At 48.7% G+C, this 22,096-nt stretch carries 23 protein-coding genes; 12 read left to right on the top strand and 11 right to left on the bottom strand.

Annotated elements, in window-relative coordinates; all coding sequences use genetic code 11:
* Positions 1–7 precede the first annotated feature (7 nt).
* From ccoG to nrtS, 8 genes are all read left to right on the top strand, one after another.
* Positions 8–1,396: a cytochrome c oxidase accessory protein CcoG gene (ccoG, locus tag LJ740_RS14160; RefSeq protein ID WP_229529761.1), complete on the top strand. Its 1,389-nt coding sequence runs from the start codon at positions 8–10 to the stop codon at positions 1,394–1,396.
* Between the two features lie 239 nt (positions 1,397–1,635).
* Positions 1,636–2,112, top strand: coding sequence for a YHS domain-containing (seleno)protein (locus LJ740_RS14165; RefSeq protein WP_229529762.1), 477 nt, complete (start codon positions 1,636–1,638; stop codon positions 2,110–2,112).
* A gap of 6 nt (positions 2,113–2,118) precedes the next feature.
* Positions 2,119–2,445 (top strand): thioredoxin family protein, encoded by a 327-nt coding sequence (locus LJ740_RS14170; protein WP_229529763.1) that lies wholly within the window; start codon positions 2,119–2,121, stop codon positions 2,443–2,445.
* Positions 2,446–2,459: 14 nt separating this feature from the next.
* On the top strand, positions 2,460–2,747 hold the full coding sequence (locus LJ740_RS14175) for a BufA1 family periplasmic bufferin-type metallophore (RefSeq protein WP_229529764.1): 288 nt from the start codon (positions 2,460–2,462) through the stop codon (positions 2,745–2,747).
* 23 nt (positions 2,748–2,770) lie between these two features.
* The gene (locus LJ740_RS14180; protein WP_229529765.1) at positions 2,771–3,667 is read left to right on the top strand and encodes a DUF692 domain-containing protein; all 897 of its coding nucleotides are present in this window, start codon (positions 2,771–2,773) and stop codon (positions 3,665–3,667) included.
* Positions 3,664–4,425, top strand: a complete 762-nt coding sequence (locus LJ740_RS14185) for an HvfC/BufC family peptide modification chaperone (RefSeq protein WP_229529766.1) — start codon at positions 3,664–3,666, stop codon at positions 4,423–4,425. Before LJ740_RS14180 ends, LJ740_RS14185 begins: the two co-directional genes overlap by 4 nt.
* A 240-nt stretch (positions 4,426–4,665) precedes the next feature.
* A complete protein-coding gene (locus LJ740_RS14190) occupies positions 4,666–5,184 on the top strand; it encodes a TlpA family protein disulfide reductase (protein WP_229529767.1) in 519 nt (172 codons plus the stop codon).
* Between the two features lie 19 nt (positions 5,185–5,203).
* On the top strand, positions 5,204–5,389 hold the full coding sequence (gene nrtS / locus LJ740_RS14195; protein WP_229529768.1) for a nitrate/nitrite transporter NrtS: 186 nt from the start codon (positions 5,204–5,206) through the stop codon (positions 5,387–5,389).
* A 36-nt stretch (positions 5,390–5,425) separates the two neighbouring features.
* On the opposite strand, the gene LJ740_RS14200 is transcribed toward nrtS, so the two are convergent.
* From LJ740_RS14200 to LJ740_RS14220, 5 genes are all read right to left on the bottom strand, one after another.
* A complete protein-coding gene (locus LJ740_RS14200) occupies positions 5,426–6,409 on the bottom strand; it encodes a hypothetical protein (RefSeq protein WP_229529769.1) in 984 nt (327 codons plus the stop codon).
* A gap of 15 nt (positions 6,410–6,424) precedes the next feature.
* Entirely contained in the window at positions 6,425–6,901 is a 477-nt protein-coding gene (locus LJ740_RS14205; protein ID WP_229529770.1) for a DoxX family protein, read from the bottom strand.
* Positions 6,902–7,005: 104 nt separating this feature from the next.
* The gene (locus LJ740_RS14210) at positions 7,006–7,887 is read right to left on the bottom strand and encodes an AraC family transcriptional regulator (protein WP_229529771.1); all 882 of its coding nucleotides are present in this window, start codon (positions 7,885–7,887) and stop codon (positions 7,006–7,008) included.
* Between the two features lie 89 nt (positions 7,888–7,976).
* Positions 7,977–8,456, bottom strand: a complete 480-nt coding sequence (locus tag LJ740_RS14215) for a nuclear transport factor 2 family protein (RefSeq protein ID WP_229529772.1) — start codon at positions 8,454–8,456, stop codon at positions 7,977–7,979.
* Between the two features lie 36 nt (positions 8,457–8,492).
* Complete coding sequence (locus tag LJ740_RS14220; RefSeq protein ID WP_229529773.1) at positions 8,493–9,035, bottom strand: carboxymuconolactone decarboxylase family protein; 543 nt, start codon at positions 9,033–9,035, stop codon at positions 8,493–8,495.
* A 109-nt stretch (positions 9,036–9,144) separates the two neighbouring features.
* Between LJ740_RS14220 and LJ740_RS14225 the strand changes: the two genes are divergently transcribed.
* Complete coding sequence (locus tag LJ740_RS14225; RefSeq protein WP_229529774.1) at positions 9,145–10,071, top strand: LysR family transcriptional regulator; 927 nt, start codon at positions 9,145–9,147, stop codon at positions 10,069–10,071.
* Between the two features lie 27 nt (positions 10,072–10,098).
* On the opposite strand, the gene LJ740_RS14230 is transcribed toward LJ740_RS14225, so the two are convergent.
* The 6 genes from LJ740_RS14230 to LJ740_RS14255 form a co-directional block, all read right to left on the bottom strand.
* Positions 10,099–11,244 carry an alpha-hydroxy acid oxidase gene (locus LJ740_RS14230; protein ID WP_229529775.1) on the bottom strand — a complete coding sequence of 382 codons (1,146 nt, stop codon included), beginning with the start codon at positions 11,242–11,244 and terminating at the stop codon, positions 10,099–10,101.
* A 99-nt stretch (positions 11,245–11,343) separates the two neighbouring features.
* Positions 11,344–12,639: an L-rhamnose catabolism isomerase gene (rhaI, locus tag LJ740_RS14235; RefSeq protein WP_229529776.1), complete on the bottom strand. Its 1,296-nt coding sequence runs from the start codon at positions 12,637–12,639 to the stop codon at positions 11,344–11,346.
* A gap of 10 nt (positions 12,640–12,649) precedes the next feature.
* Positions 12,650–14,842, bottom strand: coding sequence for a bifunctional rhamnulose-1-phosphate aldolase/short-chain dehydrogenase (locus tag LJ740_RS14240; RefSeq protein WP_229529777.1), 2,193 nt, complete (start codon positions 14,840–14,842; stop codon positions 12,650–12,652).
* Positions 14,843–15,407: 565 nt separating this feature from the next.
* Positions 15,408–16,904: an FGGY family carbohydrate kinase gene (locus LJ740_RS14245; RefSeq protein ID WP_229529778.1), complete on the bottom strand. Its 1,497-nt coding sequence runs from the start codon at positions 16,902–16,904 to the stop codon at positions 15,408–15,410.
* 2 nt (positions 16,905–16,906) lie between these two features.
* The gene (locus LJ740_RS14250) at positions 16,907–17,908 is read right to left on the bottom strand and encodes a transketolase family protein (protein ID WP_229529779.1); all 1,002 of its coding nucleotides are present in this window, start codon (positions 17,906–17,908) and stop codon (positions 16,907–16,909) included.
* The gene (locus LJ740_RS14255; RefSeq protein WP_229529780.1) at positions 17,905–18,744 is read right to left on the bottom strand and encodes a transketolase; all 840 of its coding nucleotides are present in this window, start codon (positions 18,742–18,744) and stop codon (positions 17,905–17,907) included. The genes LJ740_RS14250 and LJ740_RS14255 overlap by 4 nt, the downstream gene beginning before the upstream one ends.
* A gap of 289 nt (positions 18,745–19,033) precedes the next feature.
* Between LJ740_RS14255 and LJ740_RS14260 the strand changes: the two genes are divergently transcribed.
* The 3 genes from LJ740_RS14260 to ribBA all read left to right on the top strand — a co-directional run bounded on the left by LJ740_RS14260 (position 19,034) and on the right by ribBA (position 22,091).
* The gene (locus tag LJ740_RS14260) at positions 19,034–19,825 is read left to right on the top strand and encodes a DeoR/GlpR family DNA-binding transcription regulator (RefSeq protein ID WP_229529781.1); all 792 of its coding nucleotides are present in this window, start codon (positions 19,034–19,036) and stop codon (positions 19,823–19,825) included.
* A gap of 35 nt (positions 19,826–19,860) precedes the next feature.
* Positions 19,861–20,844 (top strand): TIM barrel protein, encoded by a 984-nt coding sequence (locus LJ740_RS14265; protein ID WP_229529782.1) that lies wholly within the window; start codon positions 19,861–19,863, stop codon positions 20,842–20,844.
* 119 nt (positions 20,845–20,963) lie between these two features.
* Positions 20,964–22,091, top strand: a complete 1,128-nt coding sequence (gene ribBA / locus LJ740_RS14270; protein ID WP_229529783.1) for a bifunctional 3,4-dihydroxy-2-butanone-4-phosphate synthase/GTP cyclohydrolase II — start codon at positions 20,964–20,966, stop codon at positions 22,089–22,091.
* Positions 22,092–22,096 lie beyond the last annotated feature (5 nt).

Below are 22,096 nucleotides of genomic sequence, written 5' to 3' on the forward strand. Positions count from 1 at the left end.
GAGTGTGGTGAAGAATTCCTGGGTGGCAGAGCAGAATGTTATCATTCGGACAGCTGTTTCCGATAGCAAGGTTGCAGCTGGCAAGATTTATATTCGCGAACAGTTTGGTCAGTTTCAGAGACTGCGGCGTCGACTGAATAGCCTGCTCCTGGCCGCTTTCGTGTTATTGCCGTTACTGCGTTATCAGGGCCAGCAGGCAATATTGATTGATGTCGCCCGCCAGCGCATGGACATTTTTGGCTTGTCGCTGTTTCCTCAGGATTTACTGATACTGGCATTGCTATTTATGTTGGCGGCCTTCGTATTGTTTTTTGTGTCAAAACGATATGGCCGGGTGTGGTGCGGTTATACCTGTCCGCAAACCATCTGGACACTGATGTTTAACTGGATAGAAAGACGGGTTGAGGGAACGCATCATCAAAGCCAGGTGTTGGACAGACAAACCTGGAGCCACCAAAAAGTCACCCGAAAACTCTTAAAGCATCTGCTGTGGGCAATGCTTTCTTTACTTACAGCACTGGCCTTTATGGCTTATTTTGTGCCATCCGACGCCTTATATCAGGGGGTTGTTGGGTTCGAATTGTCTCCATTGATCACGGGCTGGGTTGCCTTTTTTACCTTGTGTACTTATCTCAATGCCGGTTTTCTGCGGGAGAAAATGTGTACACACGCTTGTCCTTATTCCCGTTTTCAGGCAGCGCTGTTCGATGCTTCTACCAAACTGGTTGCCTATGATGCCATTCGTGGTGAGAGTCGTGGGCCGAGAAAGCGCAATACCCCGAAAGCCACAGGGCTGGGTGACTGCGTAGATTGCAAGTTGTGTGTTCAGGTTTGTCCGGTGGGCATTGATATTCGCGATGGTTTGCAATACGACTGCATCAATTGTGGTTTATGCGTAGACGCCTGTGATGCCACTATGGCCCGTTTTAACTACCCCAAAGGCTTAATCAGATACGCCAGGCAGGCCACGCCTGTCAAAGCCAACAGACTAAACCTCGGCTACGCGCTTACCATATTGTTGACCTTGTCAGCAATGGTGTATTGGGGCATAAGCCGCAATACGTTTGAGGTTAATTTACTGCGAGACCGTCAGGCTCTGTATCGCATCAATACCGCCGGAAAAGTCGAAAACACCTATCTGCTGAAAACGCTGAATAAGAGTCAGCAAGTGCGCAACTACAAGGTGTCTGTAGATAACAACCCGAACTTCAGCATCAGGAGCAGCCAGGTTTTTAGTGTCAAACCTGGTGAGTATCAGCTTACCGCTTTACCCGTTTCTTACCAGGGAACGCCGCAAAGTACTAAGCAGACTATTGCCTTTACTGTAGTAGATTTGCAATCCGGTGAAACACTGAATAGAACCTCATCCTTTTATTCAGGTACAGGTGCCTGGTAGCGTTACGAATTGTTATTAAACCGGCGAATTCGCCGCTATTGATTGGCAAAGCAGGTAATAACCGGTCAGGAATAATAGCCAGTTACCCGCAATCAGCTTGCCTGGACGAATGGCATCAATATGTGTCGCATCTGTTGCCTGGCGCTCCCTGAAATTTCATACCTTAAGTGACAGGAAGTTTGAGAGTACAACTTCCCAACGGTTTTAAATTAACTTGAATAACCCTCTTAGGAAAAATTATGAAAATCTCAAAAACGTTAAAATTTGCAGGTGTCGCTGCGTCTTTATTGATGAGCAGTCTGAGTTTCGCGTCTTCAATCAATCTGGGTGAAAACGATGTGGCCATTCATGGTTATGATCCGGTTTCATATTTCACTCAGCACAAAGCGGTTGAAGGCAATGCAAAATACACTGCAACTCATGATGGTGCCATTTACCGCTTTTCCAGTGCTAAGAACCGCGATCTGTTCAAGGCAAATGCTGATAAATATGCGCCTCAATTTGGCGGCTATTGTGCGATGGGCGTGGCGTTAAACAAGAAGTTGGACGTTGACCCGGATGCTTTTTATATCAAAAACGACAAGTTGTATTTGAATCTGAACAAAACCGTTCAGAAAAAGTGGATGGAAGATGTACCTGGAAACCTGAAAACCGCCTATCGGGTATGGGACGGAATTGAAGGGTTGACCGTTGCCGAAGCCAATGCTGAGGAGTAATGGTTGATGCAAACCAATGCTCTGGAGTTGCTAAGTAATGGCCACGGTTACCCGGAGCCATTATTAATGTTGTGGTTTAGTGCTGAGTGGTGTGGCCCCTGCAGACAGCTGGAGCCCGTCATCAGTATGCTTTCACAAACGTTTGCAGGCGCTGTAAGGGTGGTGAAAGTGGATGCTGACAGAGAACAGGCACTATCCCAGCGATTTGGTGTGCGAGCCATCCCCACCTTAGTTTTGCTCAGTCACGACCAAACGCTGGGCACACAGGTGGGGTTATCCAGTTATCTGGAAATCAGTCAATGGTTGGAATCCAACCTAACCCCCGCTATTTAATTGAGGAAATATTTATGAATCGCAAACATGCAATTGCAGCTGCTGCTCTGGCGGTTGCGTTAACTACACTTGCTGCACCGGCACAGGCTGGTGGCAAAGAAAAATGTTACGGCATTGCCGCAGCAGGACAAAATGACTGTGGGAATCTGGCTGGCACGCATTCTTGTGCCGGTCAGTCAACGGTAGACAAGGACCCTGGTGAATGGAAATTAGTCGCTAAAGGCACCTGTGAAACCATGGGTGGCATGCTCAAAGCTGAGGCTAAAAAACGCTACAACGAAAGTAAAGCTGGAAAAAGCTGATTAATATGACCAGGAGAAAGTCGATGTTTGTAGAAAATCTGGCAAAACCACCTGTCGCCGGGCAACCGGCTGTGGGTGTAGGGTTGCGGTTTGAGCATTACCAGGATGTTTTGCAGCAAGCATCGCTCTCTGTGGATTTCTTAGAAATTCATGCAGAAAATTTTTTTGCAGAAAGTCCGGCGATAACTGAGTTTTTAGAGCAGGTTATCGCCAAAACGCCTTTGAGTATTCATGGTACATCAATGGGGCTGGGTTCTGCCGCCGGGGTTGACGGTCAGTATCTGAAGAAGTTTGCCAACCTTGTTAACAAAGTGAATCCAATTTATGTCTCTGAGCACGCCTGTTTTACCTGGGGGCGTATCAATAATTCTCTGGTTCATGCCGGGGATTTACTGCCCTTGCGCTTTGACAAAAGCACGCTGCAAACTTTGGTGTCGAATATTGATCGGGTACAGCAAATACTGGGCAGACAAATTCTGATTGAAAATATTGTGTCTTATCATCGTTTTAAACATCAGGAATACAGTGAAGCCGAGTTTCTTACTCAGGTCGCTGAGCAGTCGGGGTGTGGATTACTACTGGATCTCAACAATATTTTAATTAATTTGCACAATCATGATTCGGGAAATTTGGCTGAAAAAGCCAGAAACTGGTTAGATATCATTCCGCAAAATAGCGTGGGAGAAATTCATCTGGCTGGCGCCAGCCCGGTGTTGCAGGGGAACTTATTGATAGATGATCATAGTCAGCCGGTTTCTGCGCAGTGCTGGGAACTCTTTCAGTATGCCAATTATCGTTTTCCACAAGCGGCAGTGCTGGTGGAATGGGACAATGATATTCCACAGTGGGGCGTGTTATTGGGTGAAGCCAATAAAGCGCGCCGGATTATCGATAACCTGGTGGAAGTCGAGGCAATATGACGAATCTGACGTCTTCGGTCAGCGACTATCAGACACAGTTGCTGCAGGATATCTTTGGCGTCGAGAATACGGCATCAATAGAGCCACGTGCGCTGCAAATCTATCAGGACAATGTGTTGTTGACGGCTGCCCGAAGTTTATCACTCACCTATCCGGTACTGGATAAAATGATAGGTAGCGACGCGCTTTTGGTGTTAAGCCGACGGTTGTTAAAGACTGAGCTACCGGATTCCGGGGATTGGGCAGACTGGGGAAGTCAATTGCATAGCTTACTGGAACAGAGCGAGTTACGGAGTGAATACCCCTATTTGCAAGACATTGCGCGACTGGAATGGCTGGTGAGCCAGGCGTCCCGCAGTCCGGCGACCCCGTTTGTGGCTGAATCACTGTCGCAGTTGGAGCAGCCAGATTTAAGTCAGGTATTTATGCAGCTTTCTCCCTCACTGTCATTGCTGGAAAGTGAATATCCCGTCTTACCCATGTGGCAGGCTCATCAAAATCTGGCCAAAGGACAGGAGTTACCGGGGAGTGCTCTCGCTGCCATTGCTGAGATGGGGAGGCAAAACAATTATTGTGTTGTAGTTCAAACACCTGTCCGGCCTGACATCCACAGTCTGGATGCTGCGGAGTTTCAGTGGTTGAGGGGAATCACAGCAGGTTTAAGTGTTTCGGCGTTACTTGATACTTACCCCGGCGTTGACTTTGTAAAGTGGCTTTCAATCGCTATTGAAAAACACTGGCTGTTGCGTTTCTGTTAAGTGTTCGAAGCATCGGCATCAACAATCATTTCATCTCACATCCCATTTCCCTATAACTATTCCACTTTATAACGAGGCTCTCTGCGGGGTATACGCACTTCGACCTTAGAGCATTGAAACAAACGCTGAGTGTGTGAACATTTCAAGGTTTCGGTTCAATAAAAAAGAGTATCTGCGCTTTTCTGCGGTATCAACTCACTATCATTACTGCTATTACATTGAATAGTGAGAACAATGCCTATGCGAGTACGACCTTTTTATGCCCTATTACTCAAGGGTTTTATCTTTTCTTTGTTGTTGACTGTGGATACTGCAACCGCACAGTCTGACGTTGAGAAATCTTTTTTGGCACCGGATTTTGTGTTTCAGTCAGGATCAGGCGAAGTGTTTAACTTTTATGATCGCCTGCAGACTCAGAAGAAACCAACTCTGGTGTATTTTTGGGCGACATGGTGTCCCTATTGCCGAAAAGCAACACCAAAAGTTGTGGCATTACATCAGCACTTTTCACAGGCCATTGATGTCCTGGCTATTAACGTTGGGATCAATGATTCGCCGGAGCGAATGGCAGAATATGTGCATTCATATCAAATGGACTTTCCGGTGATGTTTGATAAGGACAGCGAAATCAGTCAGCAGTTTCATGTGTTCGGTACCCCTGTTTTTGTCATTGTTTCTGATAGCGGTGAAATCATGTATCGCAGCCATCGCTATCCTGCGGGAATAGAAGACGCACTTTCACCTCCCGCACAGCAGTAATCAGAAGGAAATGAGAAAAATGTTGTCCTCGAGAATGTGGCAAGGTATTAAAACTGCACTGGTGGTGGGTACGGTTTTGTTGTGTATTAATCAATATGAAGTTTTATTGGGGCAGGCAAGCATCCAGCCGGTAAAAGCCATTTTGGGATATTGTGTGCCCTTTCTGGTTTTTCTTTACGGTACTCACGCCACATCGTCACGTTAATCAGGGCCGCTGTTGATGTATATCAATCCACAGCGGTCAATCCGTTAACAACGTCGGATAGAATCCATCCAGTGTGCCAAATTCATATAGTTTTGTCTGAACCTTACGGGCCTGACTACCGGAAACGGTGGGAACGCGAGACTGATCAACCTGGGCATTTAGTTGCGCCAAACTTTGTGCTAACTCCGGATTGCCTTGTGCGGCGCGGGTGCGAAGCGAGAGTGATGCAAGGGCTAATATTGATATCCCGGTACTAAATCGATTGACCTTTTGAAAGCGAAAATGCTCAGCAACATACGCGTCGCTTGCTGCGATCAATGCATCCACAAGTAAGTGTAAAAACACATTAGGGCTGGCTGATGGCAGGATAAGTGTCAGAATTTGTGACGTGTGTAGTGACAGGTGGATATCCTCTTGCTCCGGGAGCCGCAGGTCTAACAGGATTTGCGTGTTGCGCCGTTTTTCAATATTCACCATTTGGATTGGCTTGCCATCAAAGGTCAGATTTTTTGTCAGTATTGTTAAATGCTGTTTGAAGGCTGAAAACGAACAGTCTTCATCACGGTGGCTTAACTGGGCTGCGTGTTTTGCGATCAGGGGGAGATCCTGATGGGTACTAAACGGCGCGCTCCACTTGCCGTTTACCTGCAGTTTTAATAGTTCCCGGATTTCGTGTTCGCGCGCTTTTTTGACAGCTAAAAACAGGGTCTGAATAATTTCCGATGTGGGGGTTTGCGAATCGACGCGCCATTTACGGCCATATACGATCTTTTTATTGCCGCGTTTGTAGGTATCGTAACCTACGATCCCCACCTGTAGGTAAAGACCCGTAGTTTCATCTTCGCCCACGAAGAATAGGTAATTCTTGTCAAAACTACATTCCGCGACGATTTTTTCAATGGAGGATTTGGAGTGGGTGTAGCGCAAATAGTGCTGTGGAATACAATAATCCCCTTGTCCCAGTGGAACAAGGGGAGCATGTGGGATTGGGGATTCACCATCATTCATTGCATTAATCATGACAACTGATAGCGCTTAAGCCAATGCGCAAGAAGACGAAGAACGGGACATTTTCGAGCGAACTATATGGTCAACCGACAACTTGCCTGCACCCCAGAAGGCAACCTGCAATAATAGCATTCCCCAGATTACATGACCGTTGAAGGCCGCCGGAGCCATGTCTTCAAGACTGAGCACGGCGACCACATTCACCACACTCAAAACGATTGCGTTAAAGCGACTGGCGATCCCCAATGACAATAAAACCGGTGCTATCAGTTCGGCGATTGTTGCCAGGTATGCGGCCAGAACAAAATTCAGCAGGGGAACCTGGTATTCGTATTCAAACAAAAACAGGGTTGACTCCCAGTCATCAATTTTAGTTAAGCCGGATGCGAAGAATACCCAGGCCACATAAAATCGGGCAAACAAGGACAAAACGGGTTGCACCGGTGTTAGTAGCGATGACATCGATTCCAGGGATTTGAGTGTAGTGCTAATTAAACATTTCATTTGATCTATACCTCAGTAGCAGTTTTTTGGGGTTTAACTATTCAATAGCGATGCAATCAATGTAGCTTTTTGACATACCGGTAATGAACCCATATGTCTTTTGTTTACAACCTTTCGTTTTCCGGCAAGCTCAAGGCATGGTTCTTTGCATCAAATAGCGATTCTTTATTCTTACTGGATTTGAGCCAGTCTCTGGGAGCCTGGCCAAGCTTTTTTCGGAATATTCGGGCAAGTGCAGAACCGTGTTCGTAGCCCACTAAATTGGCAATGAGGTTTATTGGTTTTTCCTGAAGCAGTAAATCCTGAGCCAGAGAAATTCGAATGTCAGTGAGGTAGTCATTGGGGGTGATACCAATCACACTTTTAAAGGTAGCAGCAAACCGGGAGCGTGACATTGCCGCTACATCAGCGAGGCTTTCAACAGTCCAGTTAACTTCGGGTTGTTCATGCATGGCACTGATGACTTTGGCCAGCATGGGATGAGTCAATGCGGCGAGGGTACCGCTTTTGACCAAATTTCGCTCCAGAGAATACCTGAGCAACTGGAGTAAAAAAATCTCACTGAGTTTGTCGATGATCACCTGACGGGCAATGGAATGACTAAAGGCTTCTTCAAACAACCATTGTGCAGTTCGACTAAAATCAGGCAATTTCCCCAGTGGCAGACAAAAGATGTTGGGCAGTGCTTCAAGCAGTAAACCCCGGTGAATGGTGTCAATCGTGACAGTGGCGCACACCAGTTGTGCGGTGGAAGATTGATCCGCCAAAATTCTGTGCTCACTTGGGGTTGGGATGAATATTAGCGTAGGCTCACTGGCCACAACTTTTTGGCCATTGCTCATCAGAATGGTTAATGTACCTTCGCGCAGCAGGTGCAGGTGGCCTTTATCCTTAGAATCAAAGGTTTGAATACCGCACAATTTTCCACTGAAAAACACTTCAGCTTTGATGGAAATTCGCCGTAAGATATTGTTGATATTTACCATGTTGTCACCTTTAGTTCAGTCATATAAGAAAAAGCATGAGAGAGAAAGCCGGCACCTTTTCTGCCTGCGGCAGTCAAGGTGCGGTTGCGTTAGAGTCCCAGGTCGGACAGCGATGGATGGTCATCAGGGCGACGTCCCTGCGGCCACCTAAACAGACGTTCCGCTTCCTGTATGGGTAAATCATTGAGGCAGGCAAAGCGATTTATCATTAAACCCTGGTCATCAAACTCCCAATTTTCGTTACCGTAGGAACGAAACCAGTTGCCTGAGTCGTCCCGCCATTCGTAGGCGTATCGCACGGCAATGCGGTTGTCTGTGTACGCCCACAATTCTTTGATAAGTCGGTATTCCAGCTCCTTGTGCCATTTTCTTTGCAGGAACTGACGGGCTTGTTCGCGTCCCTGAATAAACTCGCTGCGGTTTCTCCATCGGGTGCCAACGCTGTAAGCCTGTGCTACAACATCCGGGTTTCTGGAGTTCCACCCATCTTCAGCGAGACGGACTTTCTTTTCTGCGCTTTCGCGGGTGAAAGGTGGCACCGGAGGCCGGTATTCTTCGATAGCATGCATGGTTAATTTCCTTGTGTAAGGCGTTAATGTGGGCAGTTAAAAGGGTTGTACTAATGGGAAATCAACCTCAGTTTTCGCCACATTGTTAATGCTATTCGTCCAAACATTTAACGCTACATGAAGGATAATTTCGATAATCTCAGCGTCACTAAATCCAGCTGCTTTTACCTGTTGCACCGATTCATCTGAAACCTGCCCCCGCTGCTGCATCACCTCTACGGCAAATTCCAGGGCCTGTTGGGTTTTAACGTCTTTTGACAGTGCTTTGCGGTTAGCGATAATTTCTGCGTCTTCCAGTTTTGCCAGCCCTTTGCCTAAATAGGTATGAGCCGACAGGCAATACTCACAGCCATTCGCTTCAGCTATGACAAGTGCAATACCTTCTTTCAACGCAACTGACAGCAAGCCCTTGTTCAATGCGCCTGACAAGCCGAGATAACCTTCCAGTGCTGCCGGGTTGACGGCGACCAATTTAAACAGGTTAGGAACAACGCCAAGTTGTTGTTCTACGGCTTTAAGTAATGGCTGAGATTGTTCCGGGGCAGATTCTATTGTTGCCGGGGTAATGAGTCGTGACATAAATTTTTCCTCAGTAAGTGTTTTTCACGCCGCTAAACTGTATGCTCGACAGATACCTTCGTGTAGTGGTCAAAAACGTTTAGCACCTAGTCATTTTTTGGGGGAATTGATGGACAGGCTTAATGCAATGGACTTGTTCGTGACGGTGATGGAATGCGGCAGCTTTTCCGCGGCAGCCAGAAAACTGGGCAAACCGCAAACCACAGTAAGCAGACAAGTCAAAGAGTTGGAAGACTATCTCGGTGTCCAGTTGGTGCGTCGTTCAACCCGAAATTTAGTGCTCACCGACGCCGGGCGAACTTATTTACAATCCTGTCGTGACGTGTTGTCCATGGTGTCGGATATTGAACGGGATGCGAAGGGGGAGTATCAGGACCCCAAAGGGTGTCTGACAGTAACCGCGCCCAATATTCTGGGGCGAATGCATATTTTTCCGTTGATTACGGAATACCTGAAACTCTATGCTGACGTCAGTGTTAAACTCATACTCACTGATCAAAACCTGCACATGTATGAGGATGTGGTGGATATTGCATTTCGGGTTGGTGAGTTACCCGACAGTGAATTGGTCGCAAGATCTCTGGGGAGTGTGCAGAAAATACTGTGTGCCAGCCCCGAATATTTGGCTGCTCATGGCACGCCTGCTTCCCCTGAAGCATTGTCATCACACCAATGTATCTCATTTGAAGGATTAGATCTGGCCAATCAGTGGCGCTTCAATGTCGGGGCAAAGGAAGTTCTGGTTCCCGTGTCCTCAAGAGTCAGGGCCAATTCTATTGATGTGTCTTTGCAGGCTGCCCGTGAGGGGTTGGGCATTGCCCGGGTGTTGTCATATCAGGCGTTGCCCTGGTTACTTAGCGGGGAGCTAAAATTGGTTCTGCAAACTTACGCCCCGTCAGTATGGCCGGTGAGTTTACTCTATATTCAGCAACCGGTTTTACCCTTAAAACAGCGCAGTTTTATTGATTTTATAACGCCCCGTCTGCAATCCCGCTTTCAGCATCTTACCCAGCAGTGGGCCACTGTTGTGCAATAAGTTTTGGCGGGAAATGGTTAACGCGAATTAGCGAAAGCGCACATGGTCGCGATTTAAGTCACTAATTTTACTGCAACCCATTAAGCGCATGTCTCTTTCAATTTCTGCCACCATCTGGCTCATGGCACGCTCCACACCTTTTTGACCGGCGGCTGCCAGGGCATAGAGGTAATAGCGGCCCAAACCCACGGCTTTTGCGCCCAGGGCCAGTGCTTTTAAAACATGAGTGCCGCGCTGAACGCCACTGTCGAACAGCACGTCAATTTGATCACCCACGGCATCAACTATTTCCGCTAAATGATCAAAAGAACTGCGGGAGCCATCCAGTTGACGTCCACCGTGGTTGGAGATCACAATGCCGGTACAGCCAATATCCACAGCGCGCCGGGCATCGTCGGCGCTCATAATGCCTTTTAAGCAAAACTGACCATCCCAGAATTTCACCATCTCGGCCACGTCCTGCCAGTTCATTGACGGGTCCAGCATGTTGGTAAAATAATCCCCTATTGAGCTGGTGGCGCCTTTCATTTTAATGTGCGCATCCAACTGAGGCAGGGCGAATTTCTCATGAGTCAGGTAGTTTATTCCCCACGCAGGCTTACTGGCAAATTGCCACAATCCGGCCAGGTTAAGTCGAAACGGAATGGAAAATCCGGTGCGTAAATCCCGTTCCCGATTACCGCCGGTAATGGAGTCCACGGTCAGCATCATAACCTGAATGCCTGACTCTTTGGCGCGCTCCATCATGGCCTTGTTGAGGCCGCGATCTTTGTGAAAATAGAACTGATATACCTGTGGTGTGGCGTATTGTCTGGCTATTTCTTCCATGCTGACGGTGCCCAGCGATGACACGCCAAACAGGGTGCCAAACTGTTCTGCGACAGCAGCCACAGCGCGCTCACCCTGATGATGGAACAAGCGTTGCAGGGCGGTTGGTGACAGATAAACCGGCAGTTTTAATTCCTGCCCCATGACGTTCACACCCAAATCAATATCTTTGACACCAGTGAGTACCCGGGGAATGAGATCACAACTTTGAAATGCGTCTGTATTGCGGCGCAGTGTGGTTTCATCATCCGCCCCGCCATCAATATAGTTGAAAATCGGGCCGGGCAAGCGTTTACGTGCCAGATTGCGAAAATCATGGAAGTTATAACACTGGCTTAATCGCATGGTTGTTTTCCGTTTTTGTGTTTCACCAGGCTGCCGCCAAAAGGAAGCTGCCTGCAAGGAAACCTGCGGTACATACCGCCTGTCATAAACAATTTCAGATTACACAATACCAGAGCCGGTGGCATTCGGGTCACGGGGTCGCAACTCCGCCATGGCCGCGCGATACCCGGCGCTGCGATACACACCTAATGGATTGATCGCGGCCCCTTTTTGGTAGCGGGCCATTGCCAGTATCGGTGATACGTCCAGGTTAAACGCATTTTTTAGCTCCAATGAGGCCATCAAGGCATCGTTTTCTTGCTGATAACCGTACAGTGCTTCGCGGTTTACCAGTAAAGCTTTGACATAGGAACGTTGCACTTCAATCGCTGAATTTATCAAGCTTTCTGCCGGGTCGGTGACATTGTGTGACTGGTCCAGCATGTAAGCGGGATTGAACTCAGCTTGCTGACGGTGCTCAGCATCCACCAGTTCATTGAAAATCAAAAATTGCTGGTACGGGTGCAATGAGCCACTATCCAAATCGTCATCGCCGTATTTACTGTCGTTAAAATGAAATCCGCCCAGTTTTTTAAACTGAATTAATCGCGACACGATCATTTCAATGTTGGTATTGGGCGCATGGTGACCCAGATCCACCAGGGATTTGCATTTAGGTCCCAGGTGCATCGCGGCCAAAATGTTAGAGCCCCAGTCCTGAATAATCGTGGAATAAAAAGCCGGCTCGAACATTTTGTGCTCGATGTGCATTTCCCAGTCATCCGGCAGGCCTTTGTATATCTCCTCCATGCTGGCGAGGTAGCGTTCAAAGGCCCGTTGGAAATGTTGCTGACCAGGGTGATTTGAGCCATCACCCACCCACACTGTCAGGCTTTTAGCGCCAAGCTGTTTCCCGTATTCAATACAATCCAGGTTGTGCTGAATGGCAAGTTCACGGGCCGCTTGTTGGGTATTGCTCAGGCTGCCGTACTTGTACGACACTGCCTGTCCTGGCTGGTCCTGAAAGGTATTTGAATTTACCGACACCCATTTTATGCCGTATTCATCCGCTTTTTGTTTAAGCGCTGAGAAATCCTCAACGTTATCCCAGGGAAAATGTGGTGAGACACTATCGGTACAGCCCGACAACTCATTGATCACCGCGCAGTCTTCCAGCTTTTCCCAGATATTTCGCGGCTCACCTTCACCCGGAAAACGGGCGAAGCGGGTACCACCTGTGCCGGTGCCCCAGGAGGGCACTGCAACCTGAAATTTGCCTGCCAACGCAGTAATCGCATCAATATCGATATTGTTCCGGGCAAGCTTATCCCCCAGTGCGGCATAATCTGCATCCAGTGCCGCTTTCTGCTTGTTATTGTCATCGCTGATTATGACTGCATCAATTCTTCGTAACATAACTTACCTCTTATCTCAGGAATGCTTCATGCAGACCACCGTCTACACTCAGCACTTGCCCGGTTGTTTTGCTCAGCTGACCGGAGACCAAAAGAAACGCCGCTTCGGCTTGATCATCTGGTGTAATAGGTTGTTTGGTCAAGGTACGCTGAGCATAGAATTCTGCTAATTTATTCCGCAAGGCTTCAGTACTCTCATCGGTATTATGACTGATATTGTACTTCCTTAGCGATGAAATCACCCGGTCCCGAGGGAACATGTTACTACCCTGAACAACGGTTGCCGGCGCCAGCGCATTGACATTGACCAGTGGTGACAGCGTTACCGCCAGCTCACGTACCAGGTGGTTGGCTGCCGCTTTACTGGTATCGTAAGCCAGTGACCCTTTTTTGGATACGGCACCATTGACACTCGTGGTTAGTACCATTGAGCCTTTTAGCCCTTGTGCTTCCCATATTTTCTGTGCTGTAGAACCTACGACATAGCCACCCTTAACGTTAACGCTGAAGCTCAAGTCGAATATTTCATCGTTTTTCGCCAGATCCGGCCCCTCAGCAATAAATACACCCGCTGTGACAATCAGCTTGTCTATTCCGCCATAGGCCAATAACACCTGAGTAAACATCTGCTCGACGGTTTGTCGTTTAGTTATATCAATTTCTAACGCAATTGCCGGACCGCAAGCTGAAATTCCGCTCCCTGCAACACCAATGCCCTGCCCATAGATATCAGTCAGTTCTTTCGCGGTGCGTTGTGCATTTTCCATGTTCAGGTCAGCACACACGACATGAGCCCCTTCTTTTGCTACGCGATGCGCCGTTGCTTTACCAATGCCATCGCCTGCGCCGATAATAACCACCACATCTCTGGCTAATGGTTTTTCCGGTGGCATACGTTGCAATTTTGCTTCCTCCAGCGCCCAATACTCAATGTCGAACGCCTCCTGGGGAGGTAAAGCGGTATACTCAGATATGGCTTCGGCACCCCGCATAACTTCAATTGCACAATTGTAAAATTCTGCGGTAACACGTGATTCACTCTTGTTTTTACCCCATGCAATCATTCCGATACCAGGGATGAGTACTACTGTGGGGCTGGGGTCACGCATAGGCGGAGAATCCGGGCGCTTGCAGGCTTCGTAATAAGCCGTGTAGTCTTCGCGGTATTTTTTCAGTCCCGTTTTGAATTTTGAAATCAGCGCTGCAACGTCATCTTGCTGGGGATCAAAGTCAACCAGCAAAGGTTTGATTTTTGTGCGCAAAAAGTGGTCAGGACACGAGGTTCCAAGCTCAGCCAGGCGCGGCGCGTCTGCGCTGTTTACAAAACGAAGTGTCGCATCATCGGTTTGCACCGTGCCAATAAATTTTACTTTGTTGGAGATTAGGCCCCGCGCAACCGGCAGGAATTCTGTGAGTAGTGCGGTGCGCGCGTTTTCGTCCAGTGACTGATATTTTTGACCGCCAAATGTCAGTTCACCTTTGTCCTGTTCATCGATGAATCGGGCGGCTGTTTCAATTACCCAAAGCGACGTTTCATAACAGCTTTTACTTTCAGAAGACCAGTTGGTGTGACCATGCTGACCCAACAGGATCCCCCAGATGTCGGGATTGGCAGCATAAGTGTCTTCACAGAGTTTGGCCGCTTCCCAACCCGGACGCATCCAGGGAACATAAGCCAGTTTGCCTCCCCAGATGACTTCTGTGAGTTCTTTTTGTGCCTTGCATGATGCAACTGAAATCACCGCGTTGGGATGCAGGTGATCAACATGTTTTTCATCAATCATGGAGTGAAGCGGTGTATCGATTGAAGATGCCCTTGGATTTAAGCAAAAATTGCAGTGCTTAAACATGCCCACCATGCGGTCTTCACCCGCTGATTTATAACCTTTATCCGGGTAATTCTGATAAACATCATCCAGTGCATTCAGTTTGTCCTGATATAAAGAAGAGAAGTTCTCTTTTTCTGAGGTGCGCAGATCGCCGCCCGAGCCTTTTACCCAAAGTACTTCCACTTCTTTTCCGGTCAGTGGATCAACTTCAGTTAACTTTGCTGACGTATTGCCTCCGCCGGTATTCGTAATTCGCTGATCTTCCCCCAGCTTGTTGGAGCGATATACCAGGTTTTCAACGGGGCTGAGTTGATCGGCCACCTCGTCTTCCCATAGGTATTTTACGTGTTTGTATTCATCTGGCTGATAAGGCATGTATGAGCACCCTGTGATGTTAAATAATTGGAACTGGAAAATTGTGAGAACTACAGTTCATTTGTGACTCAATATACATCCAAATCGGTCTTTGTCAATCATATTCAATCATAAAGGTGGCAAAAATTTACATTACATTCCCAAATATTTTACAATTTCACGGGCTGTGATTCAGGGATTGTGTCTATCGAAACAGGATGTAGCGCAAAACAACAGGGGTATTGCACTGATTTTCCGGTCTGGCAACTGATCTCCGTATCGCCGCGACTTTTTTTAACAAGAAGGAAAAGCAATCTGGCTGGTGGTGTATTGCATGATAAATAGGCAGGTTAAAACACAATGTACTGAGGTTAATCCGATAAATAACCCTGTGAAAAAGCGGAAAAATCAACTCATATTCAGTCAAGGTGTGGTCATATGATTAAATTTGAGCGAAAAGCCATTTAACTGCTGCTGATATCTGCTTATTCTGTTAACCGGGGCGCTGAACCGGGCAGGGAGTTGAGGCCTGACCGGCCAGAGTGGGTACCACTGCCAAGCGATAGTGAATGGCAGCGGTAGGCAGTTAAACTGATTTTTTACCGGTTAACACCTGAGCAACAGCCGCGCGCCAGCCGGCCAGCATGCGGTTGACGTCGGTTTCAGACATGCGGGGTTGAAGCACGGGCTTGTTAAACCCGGTATCTGAAAACGCCGTTACTGACGGGTATATTTTCAGTGCCAGCAATCCCATCATGGTCGCTCCCAACGCAGAGCATTCGGGAGTGGCTGATACCTGCAGGTCTGTGCCAATCATATCTGCAGTAAATTGCATGAGTTGCTGGTTGGCCGTTGGGCCGCCATCCACTTTTAGGGTCTGCATGGCAATGCCACTTTCGGCCTGCATCACATCAAGTACGTCCCGCAACTGATAAGCGATAGAATCAAGTGCGGCTTTTGAGACATGGCGCCGATCTGAGTGACTGGACAAGCCGACAATAGCGGCCCGCGCACCGGGCTCCCAGTGGGGCAGTCCCAGCCCCGAAAATGCCGGGACCAGATATACACCGCCGCTATCTGACACCTGCGCAGCAAGCTCTGCAATTTCCGCAACGTCTTGCGCCAATCCCAGTTGTGTCTGTAGCCAGCTCAGGGTTGACGCTGAATTGATAATGATGCCTTCAAACGCGTACACAGGTTCATTATCCTGGACCCAGGCCAAAGCAGTGAGCACGCCCTGGTCTGAAAAACGTGGCTTGTTGCCGATATTCAGCAATACTGACGAGCCCGTACCCAATGTTGCTTTTGCATCACCGGGAGCAAAACACTGTTGTGCGAACAGCGCAGCCTGAGAATCACCCATAACACCCGCCACAGGCAGTGGTTTGTCGATGATGCCGGCAAAATCAGTTTCGCCGAAAAAGGCGCTGCTCTCTCTGACTTCCGGCAGGGCGTTCATGGGAACCTGCCAAAGCGAGCACAGTGCTTCATCCCACTGAAGATCATGAATGTTGTACAGCAGCGTTCTGCTGGCATTGGTTGGATCTGTGGCAAACACCTGACCCTGCGTAAGCCGGTAAATCAGGTAACTATCAATGGTGCCAATCAAGGCTTCACCGCTCTCAAGTCTGGACCTGAGCTGCGGATGATTGTCCATCATCCACAAGAGTTTCGAGCCGGAAAAGTAAGGATCCAGCTTCAGGCCACTGCGCTCGTGGATCAGCCTGTCATGCCCGGCGGCGCTTAGAGATTCACAAACCGGCTCACTGCGTCTGCATTGCCAAACAATGGCTGGGTATAGTGGCTTGCCGGAGCTGCGCTCAAATATCACCACCGTCTCACGTTGATTGGTGATACTCACGCCAACAAGTTGGTCGAGGCTGTTGTGATGGCGCTGCAGCAACTGTTTTACGGTGGCCAGGGTATTTATCCAAATTTCTTCGGCATCATGCTCAACCCAACCCGGTTGCGGGTAGTGCTGTTTGTGCTCCCGTACCGCTTTATCTAACACCGCGCCTGAACTGTCAAACAGCAGTGCTTTGGTGGCAGAGGTGCTTTGGTCCAGTGTAATTATCATCGACATAGTTAATTGTTCACGAGTCTTAGCATGGATTCGGCAAGGCCTTCCATCGACATGCCATAGTGGCGAAAAATATCAGCCTGGCTTCCTGTTACCGTGTATTCATCCGGAATACCCATGATTTTAAAGCGCGGCTTATAGCTGGACTGGGCAATGATTGCGGCGCAGGCTTCGCCCAATCCACCATTGACCATATGCTCTTCAACTGTGAGTATCGCGCCACACTCCTGGGCACAACGCAGAATAGCGGCTGAGTCCAGCGGTTTTATCGTCGGTACGCTGATCACCCGGCATGATATGCCTGCGGTTTGTTGTAAATGCTCAGCTGCCAGTAAAGCGTGAATGACAGTTTCTCCTGTAGCGATAAATGCAGCGTCCTGGCCGTCTTTCACCACCCGACAGCGACCAGGCACAAAGGGGTCATTTCCGGGCAAATTAAACAACGGTGCTTTTCCTGCCCGGATATACACCGGGGATGCCAGTTGCGCCGCCGCTTTAACGGCTTCCTGCATTTCATAGTTATCTGCAGGCGACATAATGGTTATATTGTTAACTGCCCGCAATGCTGCAATGTCGTGTAGCGAATGATGCGTTGAGCCCAACGCACCATAGCTGACGCCGGCACTGATACCCACCAGAGTAACCGGATTATCTGAGTAGGCAATATCATTTTTAACCTGTTCAAATGAGCGCGCGGTTAAAAAGCAGGCAGGAGAGACGGCAAAGACGTTTTTGCCTACTGATGCAAGACCGGCAGACACACCCACCAGATTTTGCTCGGCAATGCCCACTTCCACAATTTGTTCTGGTAGTGCCTGCCCGTAAGGAGCCAGTTTACCTGAGCCCCGGGAGTCACTGGTGACGGCCAGGATATGCCTGTCCTGTGTAGCCAGATCCTGTAGTGTGGCGGCAAAGATTTCCAGGTTGGCTTTGCCCATCGACAGGCCGAGATTTTCGGCGGTTTGTTTCGCTTTTGGGGAATACATTGACGGCGCTGGTGCACTCATAAAGAACCCTCCGTGAGTTTTGCTATCGCGGTTTCAATTTCTTTCAGTGCCATGATTTGTTCTTCGTCCGATGGCACGCCATGGTGCCACTTGGGAATGTCTTCCATAAAGCTCACACCTTTTCCTTTGATTGTCTTCGCAATAATCATGCTGGGCTTACCGGCCTGTAGTGGTGCGGCCAATGCTGCACTGAGTTGCGTTAAGTTATGACCATCGACTGTGCTGACCGCCCATCCGAAGGCGGCAAACTTTTCGGCCAGTGGCTCGTTGTTCATCACCTCAGAGGTGCGACCGGAGATCTGCAGACTATTGCAGTCAATAATGGCGGTTAAATTATCAAGCTGATAGTGAGACGCTGCCATGGCGGCTTCCCAATTAGAGCCTTCCGCCATTTCGCCATCTCCCAATAGCGTAAATACCCGAAAGTTACGATTGTCTTTGCGCGCTCCTATGGCCATTCCCGTTGCAATGGGCAATCCATGACCCAGGGCGCCGGTGTTTTGCTCTACACCTGGTACCTTTCTGGTGGGATGGCCGACAAAATGCGACTGATAGGCGCACAAGCTTTCGAGTTCTTTCTCATCGTAAAAACCCTGGTCTGCAAGTACCACAAATAGTGCCTCAACCGAATGTCCTTTACTTTGCACAAATCGGTCGCGATCCGGTGATGTGAAGGTGTCCGGTGACACATTGAGAATGCGGTTATACAAGACGTTTAATATGTCTATGCAGGAAAGACTCCCCCCTGTATGCCCGGCACCCGCACTTTTAATCCAGCGCAAAATATTGTGCCGATACTGCAGTGACTTAAGGGTTAGCTGTTCGTTTGTGTACATAAAATACCCTTTCAAACTTTGATTTACAGTTACTGTTCTATATTCAATATATTCCGAAAATAACCTTTGATCCAGATGTATCGTAAATAAATAACTTTCGAATACTTGCGTTTTTCGCAAATGGGTGTTTAGATGTAGGCATGACGCGTAAACAGGTTTACATTTAGGCTCGCAGGATTATCCAAACCAAAATCAATACGCGCTGTCAGGGCTGTGCTCTGCTGAAGCGGCGTTGAATGCTTCGGAAGCGATGTAATAAGAGCGAGTTAAAAAATGGGAACTGACGTTCATGAAAGATAAAAAAACAAAGAGCAGGGGTTTAGGCGAAACCCGGCGCAAGAAAATGCTGGAATGGCTGCGGGAAGAGGGCAGTGGTCGGGTGCAGGTACTGGCGAAAGCCTTCGGGGTTTCAGAGGTAACCATCAGGCAGGACCTAGAAAAGCTGGAAGCGGAAAACCACGTGGTGCGGGAACACGGTGGCGCTTACCTGAAATCAGTTCCTGAACAGGTGCGGGCGATGACCCTGGAACACCAGGAAAACCGCGAAGCCAAACACAAAATTGGCCTGGCTGCCGCAGCGTTAGTGCAGGATGGTGAAACCATCATTCTGGACTCCGGCTCAACCACAACGGAAGTTGCGGCAAATTTATTTGGACGAAAAGAGATCACGGTGATCACTAATGCACTCAATATTGCTCTGATGTTGGGTGGCGACCGCAACTTTGATGTGCACATGACAGGCGGGCATTTTAAAGCGCCTACCTTGTCGTTAAGTGGTGAACGCTCGGCTGATTATTTTAATGGCTTGTATGCCAGGCGTTTATTTTTGGCCACGGCCGCGCTGGATATAAAACACGGTCTGTCGTATCCCTCGTTGTCGGATATTGCGGTGAAACAGGCCATGATGAAATCCGCTGAATCCATTTGTCTGGTGGCGGATTCAAGCAAAATCGGTTTGCGTTCATTTTGCGTACTCGGGGGGCTGGAACAGGTCGACATGCTGGTAACTGACAGCGGCATTACCCGGGAGCAGCAACAACAAATTGAAGACATCGGGGTGGAAGTCATTATTGCATCCTGACCCGGTTACAACTTGATATGTATAAGGATACAAAAATGAAGACGAAGCAAAAATTCGGTGCCGGTATCTGGCACTTTGCAACCTATGTTGACCGCTATGCAACTGATGGCTATGGCCCGGCACGGGGCCTGCTTGAAATGATTGATTTGGCGGGGCAGGTGGATGATTTATCCGTTGTGGATATCAATTTCCCGTTTGTTGATAAGTCTTTGTCCTTAGACAAGGTTGAAGCGGCTTTAAAGAAAAACCACTTATCAGTGGTGGGCATTACCCCGGAAATATACACCCGCCAGTTTGCCAAAGGGGCTTTTACCAACCCTGATGCAGGCATCCGTCGTCTGGCAAATGACATGGTTAACGAGGCCGCGGATGTGGTCAGACGTTTTGGCGCTGATTATGTCAAACTCTGGCCGGGACAGGACGGCTGGGATTATCCTTTTCAGGTGGATCACAAAGAAATTTGGCAGCTCAGTGTCGAGGGCATCGCTGCCGTTGCCAGTGACAACCCGGATCTCAAGTTTGTCATTGAGTATAAGCCGCGTGAACCGCGCGCGCATATGAGCTATGACAGTGTTGCCAGAACATTGTTGGGCATTGAGAAAATGGGCTTGCCGAACGTGGGTATCTTGCTGGATTTCGGTCATTCCTTATACGGTGGTGAGTCACCTGCAGATGCAGCCCAGTTGGCCATTGATCACGGTCGCCTGTTTGGTATGGACGTGAACGATAATTTCCGTGCCTGGGACGATGATATGATTGCCGGTTCTGTGCATCCGATGGAATTGTTTGAGTTTTTCTACACCCTGAGAAAGAACAATTGGGAAGGTGTCTGGCAATTGGATCAATTCCCGTTTCGCGAAGACCCGGTTGCGACTGCAAACAGTGCCATCAGCTTCTTAAAACACATCGAGCAGGCACTCGACAACCTGGATTTCGAAGCCATGAAGGACGCACAAAAGCGCCAGGACGCCGTTACTGCTACCAATATTGCCAGAGACGCTCTGTTTCGTTCTTACTAATAGTAACCACAGTTTATCGACTCAGCAACAAAGCGAATAGAAACGACTCCGGTGTGTGCACCGAAGTCGTTTTGCGTTTGGGCTTCTGGTAACGGGTATTATTTCTCAACAGGATACTTATGCAACTCAATAGTTATGCCGAAATCATTGATGACTTTCGCCAGGGAAAGATGGTCATACTGATGGACGATGAAGACCGTGAAAACGAAGGCGATATATTAGTCGCCGCTTCTTTTGTCACAGCCGAACAGATTAATTTTATGGCAAAATATGGCCGTGGCTTGATCTGTTTAACCTTGACTGAAGCGCGTTGTCGCCATCTGGCATTGCCGTTAATGGTGCAAAATAACAAAAGTCAGCACAGCACAAATTTTACCGTCAGCATTGAGGCGGCAGAGGGCATTGATACCGGGATTTCCGCCGCGGATCGGGCCCGCACTGTTCAGGCCGCCATTGCACCGGATGCAACGGCGCAAGACCTTGTGCAACCCGGGCATATCTTTCCTGTTATGGCCCGTGCAGGGGGCGTACTTAGCCGGGCTGGTCACACGGAAGCGGGTTGCGACCTGGCACAACTTGCCGGCCTTGAACCGGCAGCGGTAATTGTTGAAGTGATGAACGATGATGGCTCCATGGCCCGCCGCGCCGACCTTGAAGTGTTCGCTAAAACCCATGATATCAAAATCGGCACTATCGCAGATCTTATTCAACACCGTATACATACGGAGCGCACGATAGAATGTGTGCGCGAGCGAACAGTGCAGACGGCGTATGGGGAGTTTTTACTGAAAACCTACCTGAATAACGCCACCAATGAACGCCATTTTGCCTTTGTAAAAGGTGACATCAGTGCACAGGACGTGACGTTAGTGCGGGTGCATGTCAGCAATGCAACCCGGGATATTTTCGCGCTGCAAGGCGTTGATGACGATGGCACGGCCTGGGATTGCCGGGCGGCCCTGGCCCGCATCAGTGAAGAAGGTTCGGGTGTACTGGTTTACATAGATCATGCCCAAACCAGCTCTGATCTGGAAGGTGAAATAGAGCGGTTAGTGAGTGGCCAAAAACGCCGACCAAATCAGGAAGCAGGCTACAAACTGGTGGGTACCGGTTCGCAAATTTTGCGGGATCTGAGGGTTAACAAGCTGCGCCTGCTCAGTGCGCCGGTGCGTTTTATGGCGCTGTCGGGATTCGGGTTGGAAGTGGTTGAATTTATTCCTCACGGCGATCCCTGCACAGCAAAATAGCCAGA

The sequence above is a fragment of the Planctobacterium marinum genome (assembly GCF_020687805.1).
In the GTDB taxonomy this organism is placed as follows: Bacteria; Pseudomonadota; Gammaproteobacteria; order Enterobacterales; family Alteromonadaceae; genus Planctobacterium; species Planctobacterium marinum.

Bases quoted from the DNA above. Each gene is read 5' to 3' on its own strand.
- LJ740_RS14165 (WP_229529762.1), top strand. From the start codon at position 1,636: ATGAAAATCTCAAAAACGTTAAAATTTGCAGGTGTCGCTGCGTCTTTA.
- LJ740_RS14170 (WP_229529763.1), top strand. From the start codon at position 2,119: ATGCAAACCAATGCTCTGGAGTTGCTAAGTAATGGCCACGGTTACCCG.
- LJ740_RS14175 (WP_229529764.1), top strand. From the start codon at position 2,460: ATGAATCGCAAACATGCAATTGCAGCTGCTGCTCTGGCGGTTGCGTTA.
- LJ740_RS14180 (WP_229529765.1), top strand. From the start codon at position 2,771: ATGTTTGTAGAAAATCTGGCAAAACCACCTGTCGCCGGGCAACCGGCT.
- LJ740_RS14185 (WP_229529766.1), top strand. From the start codon at position 3,664: ATGACGAATCTGACGTCTTCGGTCAGCGACTATCAGACACAGTTGCTG.
- LJ740_RS14190 (WP_229529767.1), top strand. From the start codon at position 4,666: ATGCGAGTACGACCTTTTTATGCCCTATTACTCAAGGGTTTTATCTTT.
- nrtS (WP_229529768.1), top strand. From the start codon at position 5,204: ATGTTGTCCTCGAGAATGTGGCAAGGTATTAAAACTGCACTGGTGGTG.
- LJ740_RS14200 (WP_229529769.1), bottom strand. From the start codon at position 6,409: ATGATTAATGCAATGAATGATGGTGAATCCCCAATCCCACATGCTCCC.
- LJ740_RS14205 (WP_229529770.1), bottom strand. From the start codon at position 6,901: ATGAAATGTTTAATTAGCACTACACTCAAATCCCTGGAATCGATGTCA.
- LJ740_RS14210 (WP_229529771.1), bottom strand. From the start codon at position 7,887: ATGGTAAATATCAACAATATCTTACGGCGAATTTCCATCAAAGCTGAA.
- LJ740_RS14215 (WP_229529772.1), bottom strand. From the start codon at position 8,456: ATGCATGCTATCGAAGAATACCGGCCTCCGGTGCCACCTTTCACCCGC.
- LJ740_RS14220 (WP_229529773.1), bottom strand. From the start codon at position 9,035: ATGTCACGACTCATTACCCCGGCAACAATAGAATCTGCCCCGGAACAA.
- LJ740_RS14225 (WP_229529774.1), top strand. From the start codon at position 9,145: ATGGACAGGCTTAATGCAATGGACTTGTTCGTGACGGTGATGGAATGC.
- LJ740_RS14230 (WP_229529775.1), bottom strand. From the start codon at position 11,244: ATGCGATTAAGCCAGTGTTATAACTTCCATGATTTTCGCAATCTGGCA.
- rhaI (WP_229529776.1), bottom strand. From the start codon at position 12,639: ATGTTACGAAGAATTGATGCAGTCATAATCAGCGATGACAATAACAAG.
- LJ740_RS14240 (WP_229529777.1), bottom strand. From the start codon at position 14,842: ATGCCTTATCAGCCAGATGAATACAAACACGTAAAATACCTATGGGAA.
- LJ740_RS14245 (WP_229529778.1), bottom strand. From the start codon at position 16,904: ATGTCGATGATAATTACACTGGACCAAAGCACCTCTGCCACCAAAGCA.
- LJ740_RS14250 (WP_229529779.1), bottom strand. From the start codon at position 17,908: ATGAGTGCACCAGCGCCGTCAATGTATTCCCCAAAAGCGAAACAAACC.
- LJ740_RS14255 (WP_229529780.1), bottom strand. From the start codon at position 18,744: ATGTACACAAACGAACAGCTAACCCTTAAGTCACTGCAGTATCGGCAC.
- LJ740_RS14260 (WP_229529781.1), top strand. From the start codon at position 19,034: ATGAAAGATAAAAAAACAAAGAGCAGGGGTTTAGGCGAAACCCGGCGC.
- LJ740_RS14265 (WP_229529782.1), top strand. From the start codon at position 19,861: ATGAAGACGAAGCAAAAATTCGGTGCCGGTATCTGGCACTTTGCAACC.
- ribBA (WP_229529783.1), top strand. From the start codon at position 20,964: ATGCAACTCAATAGTTATGCCGAAATCATTGATGACTTTCGCCAGGGA.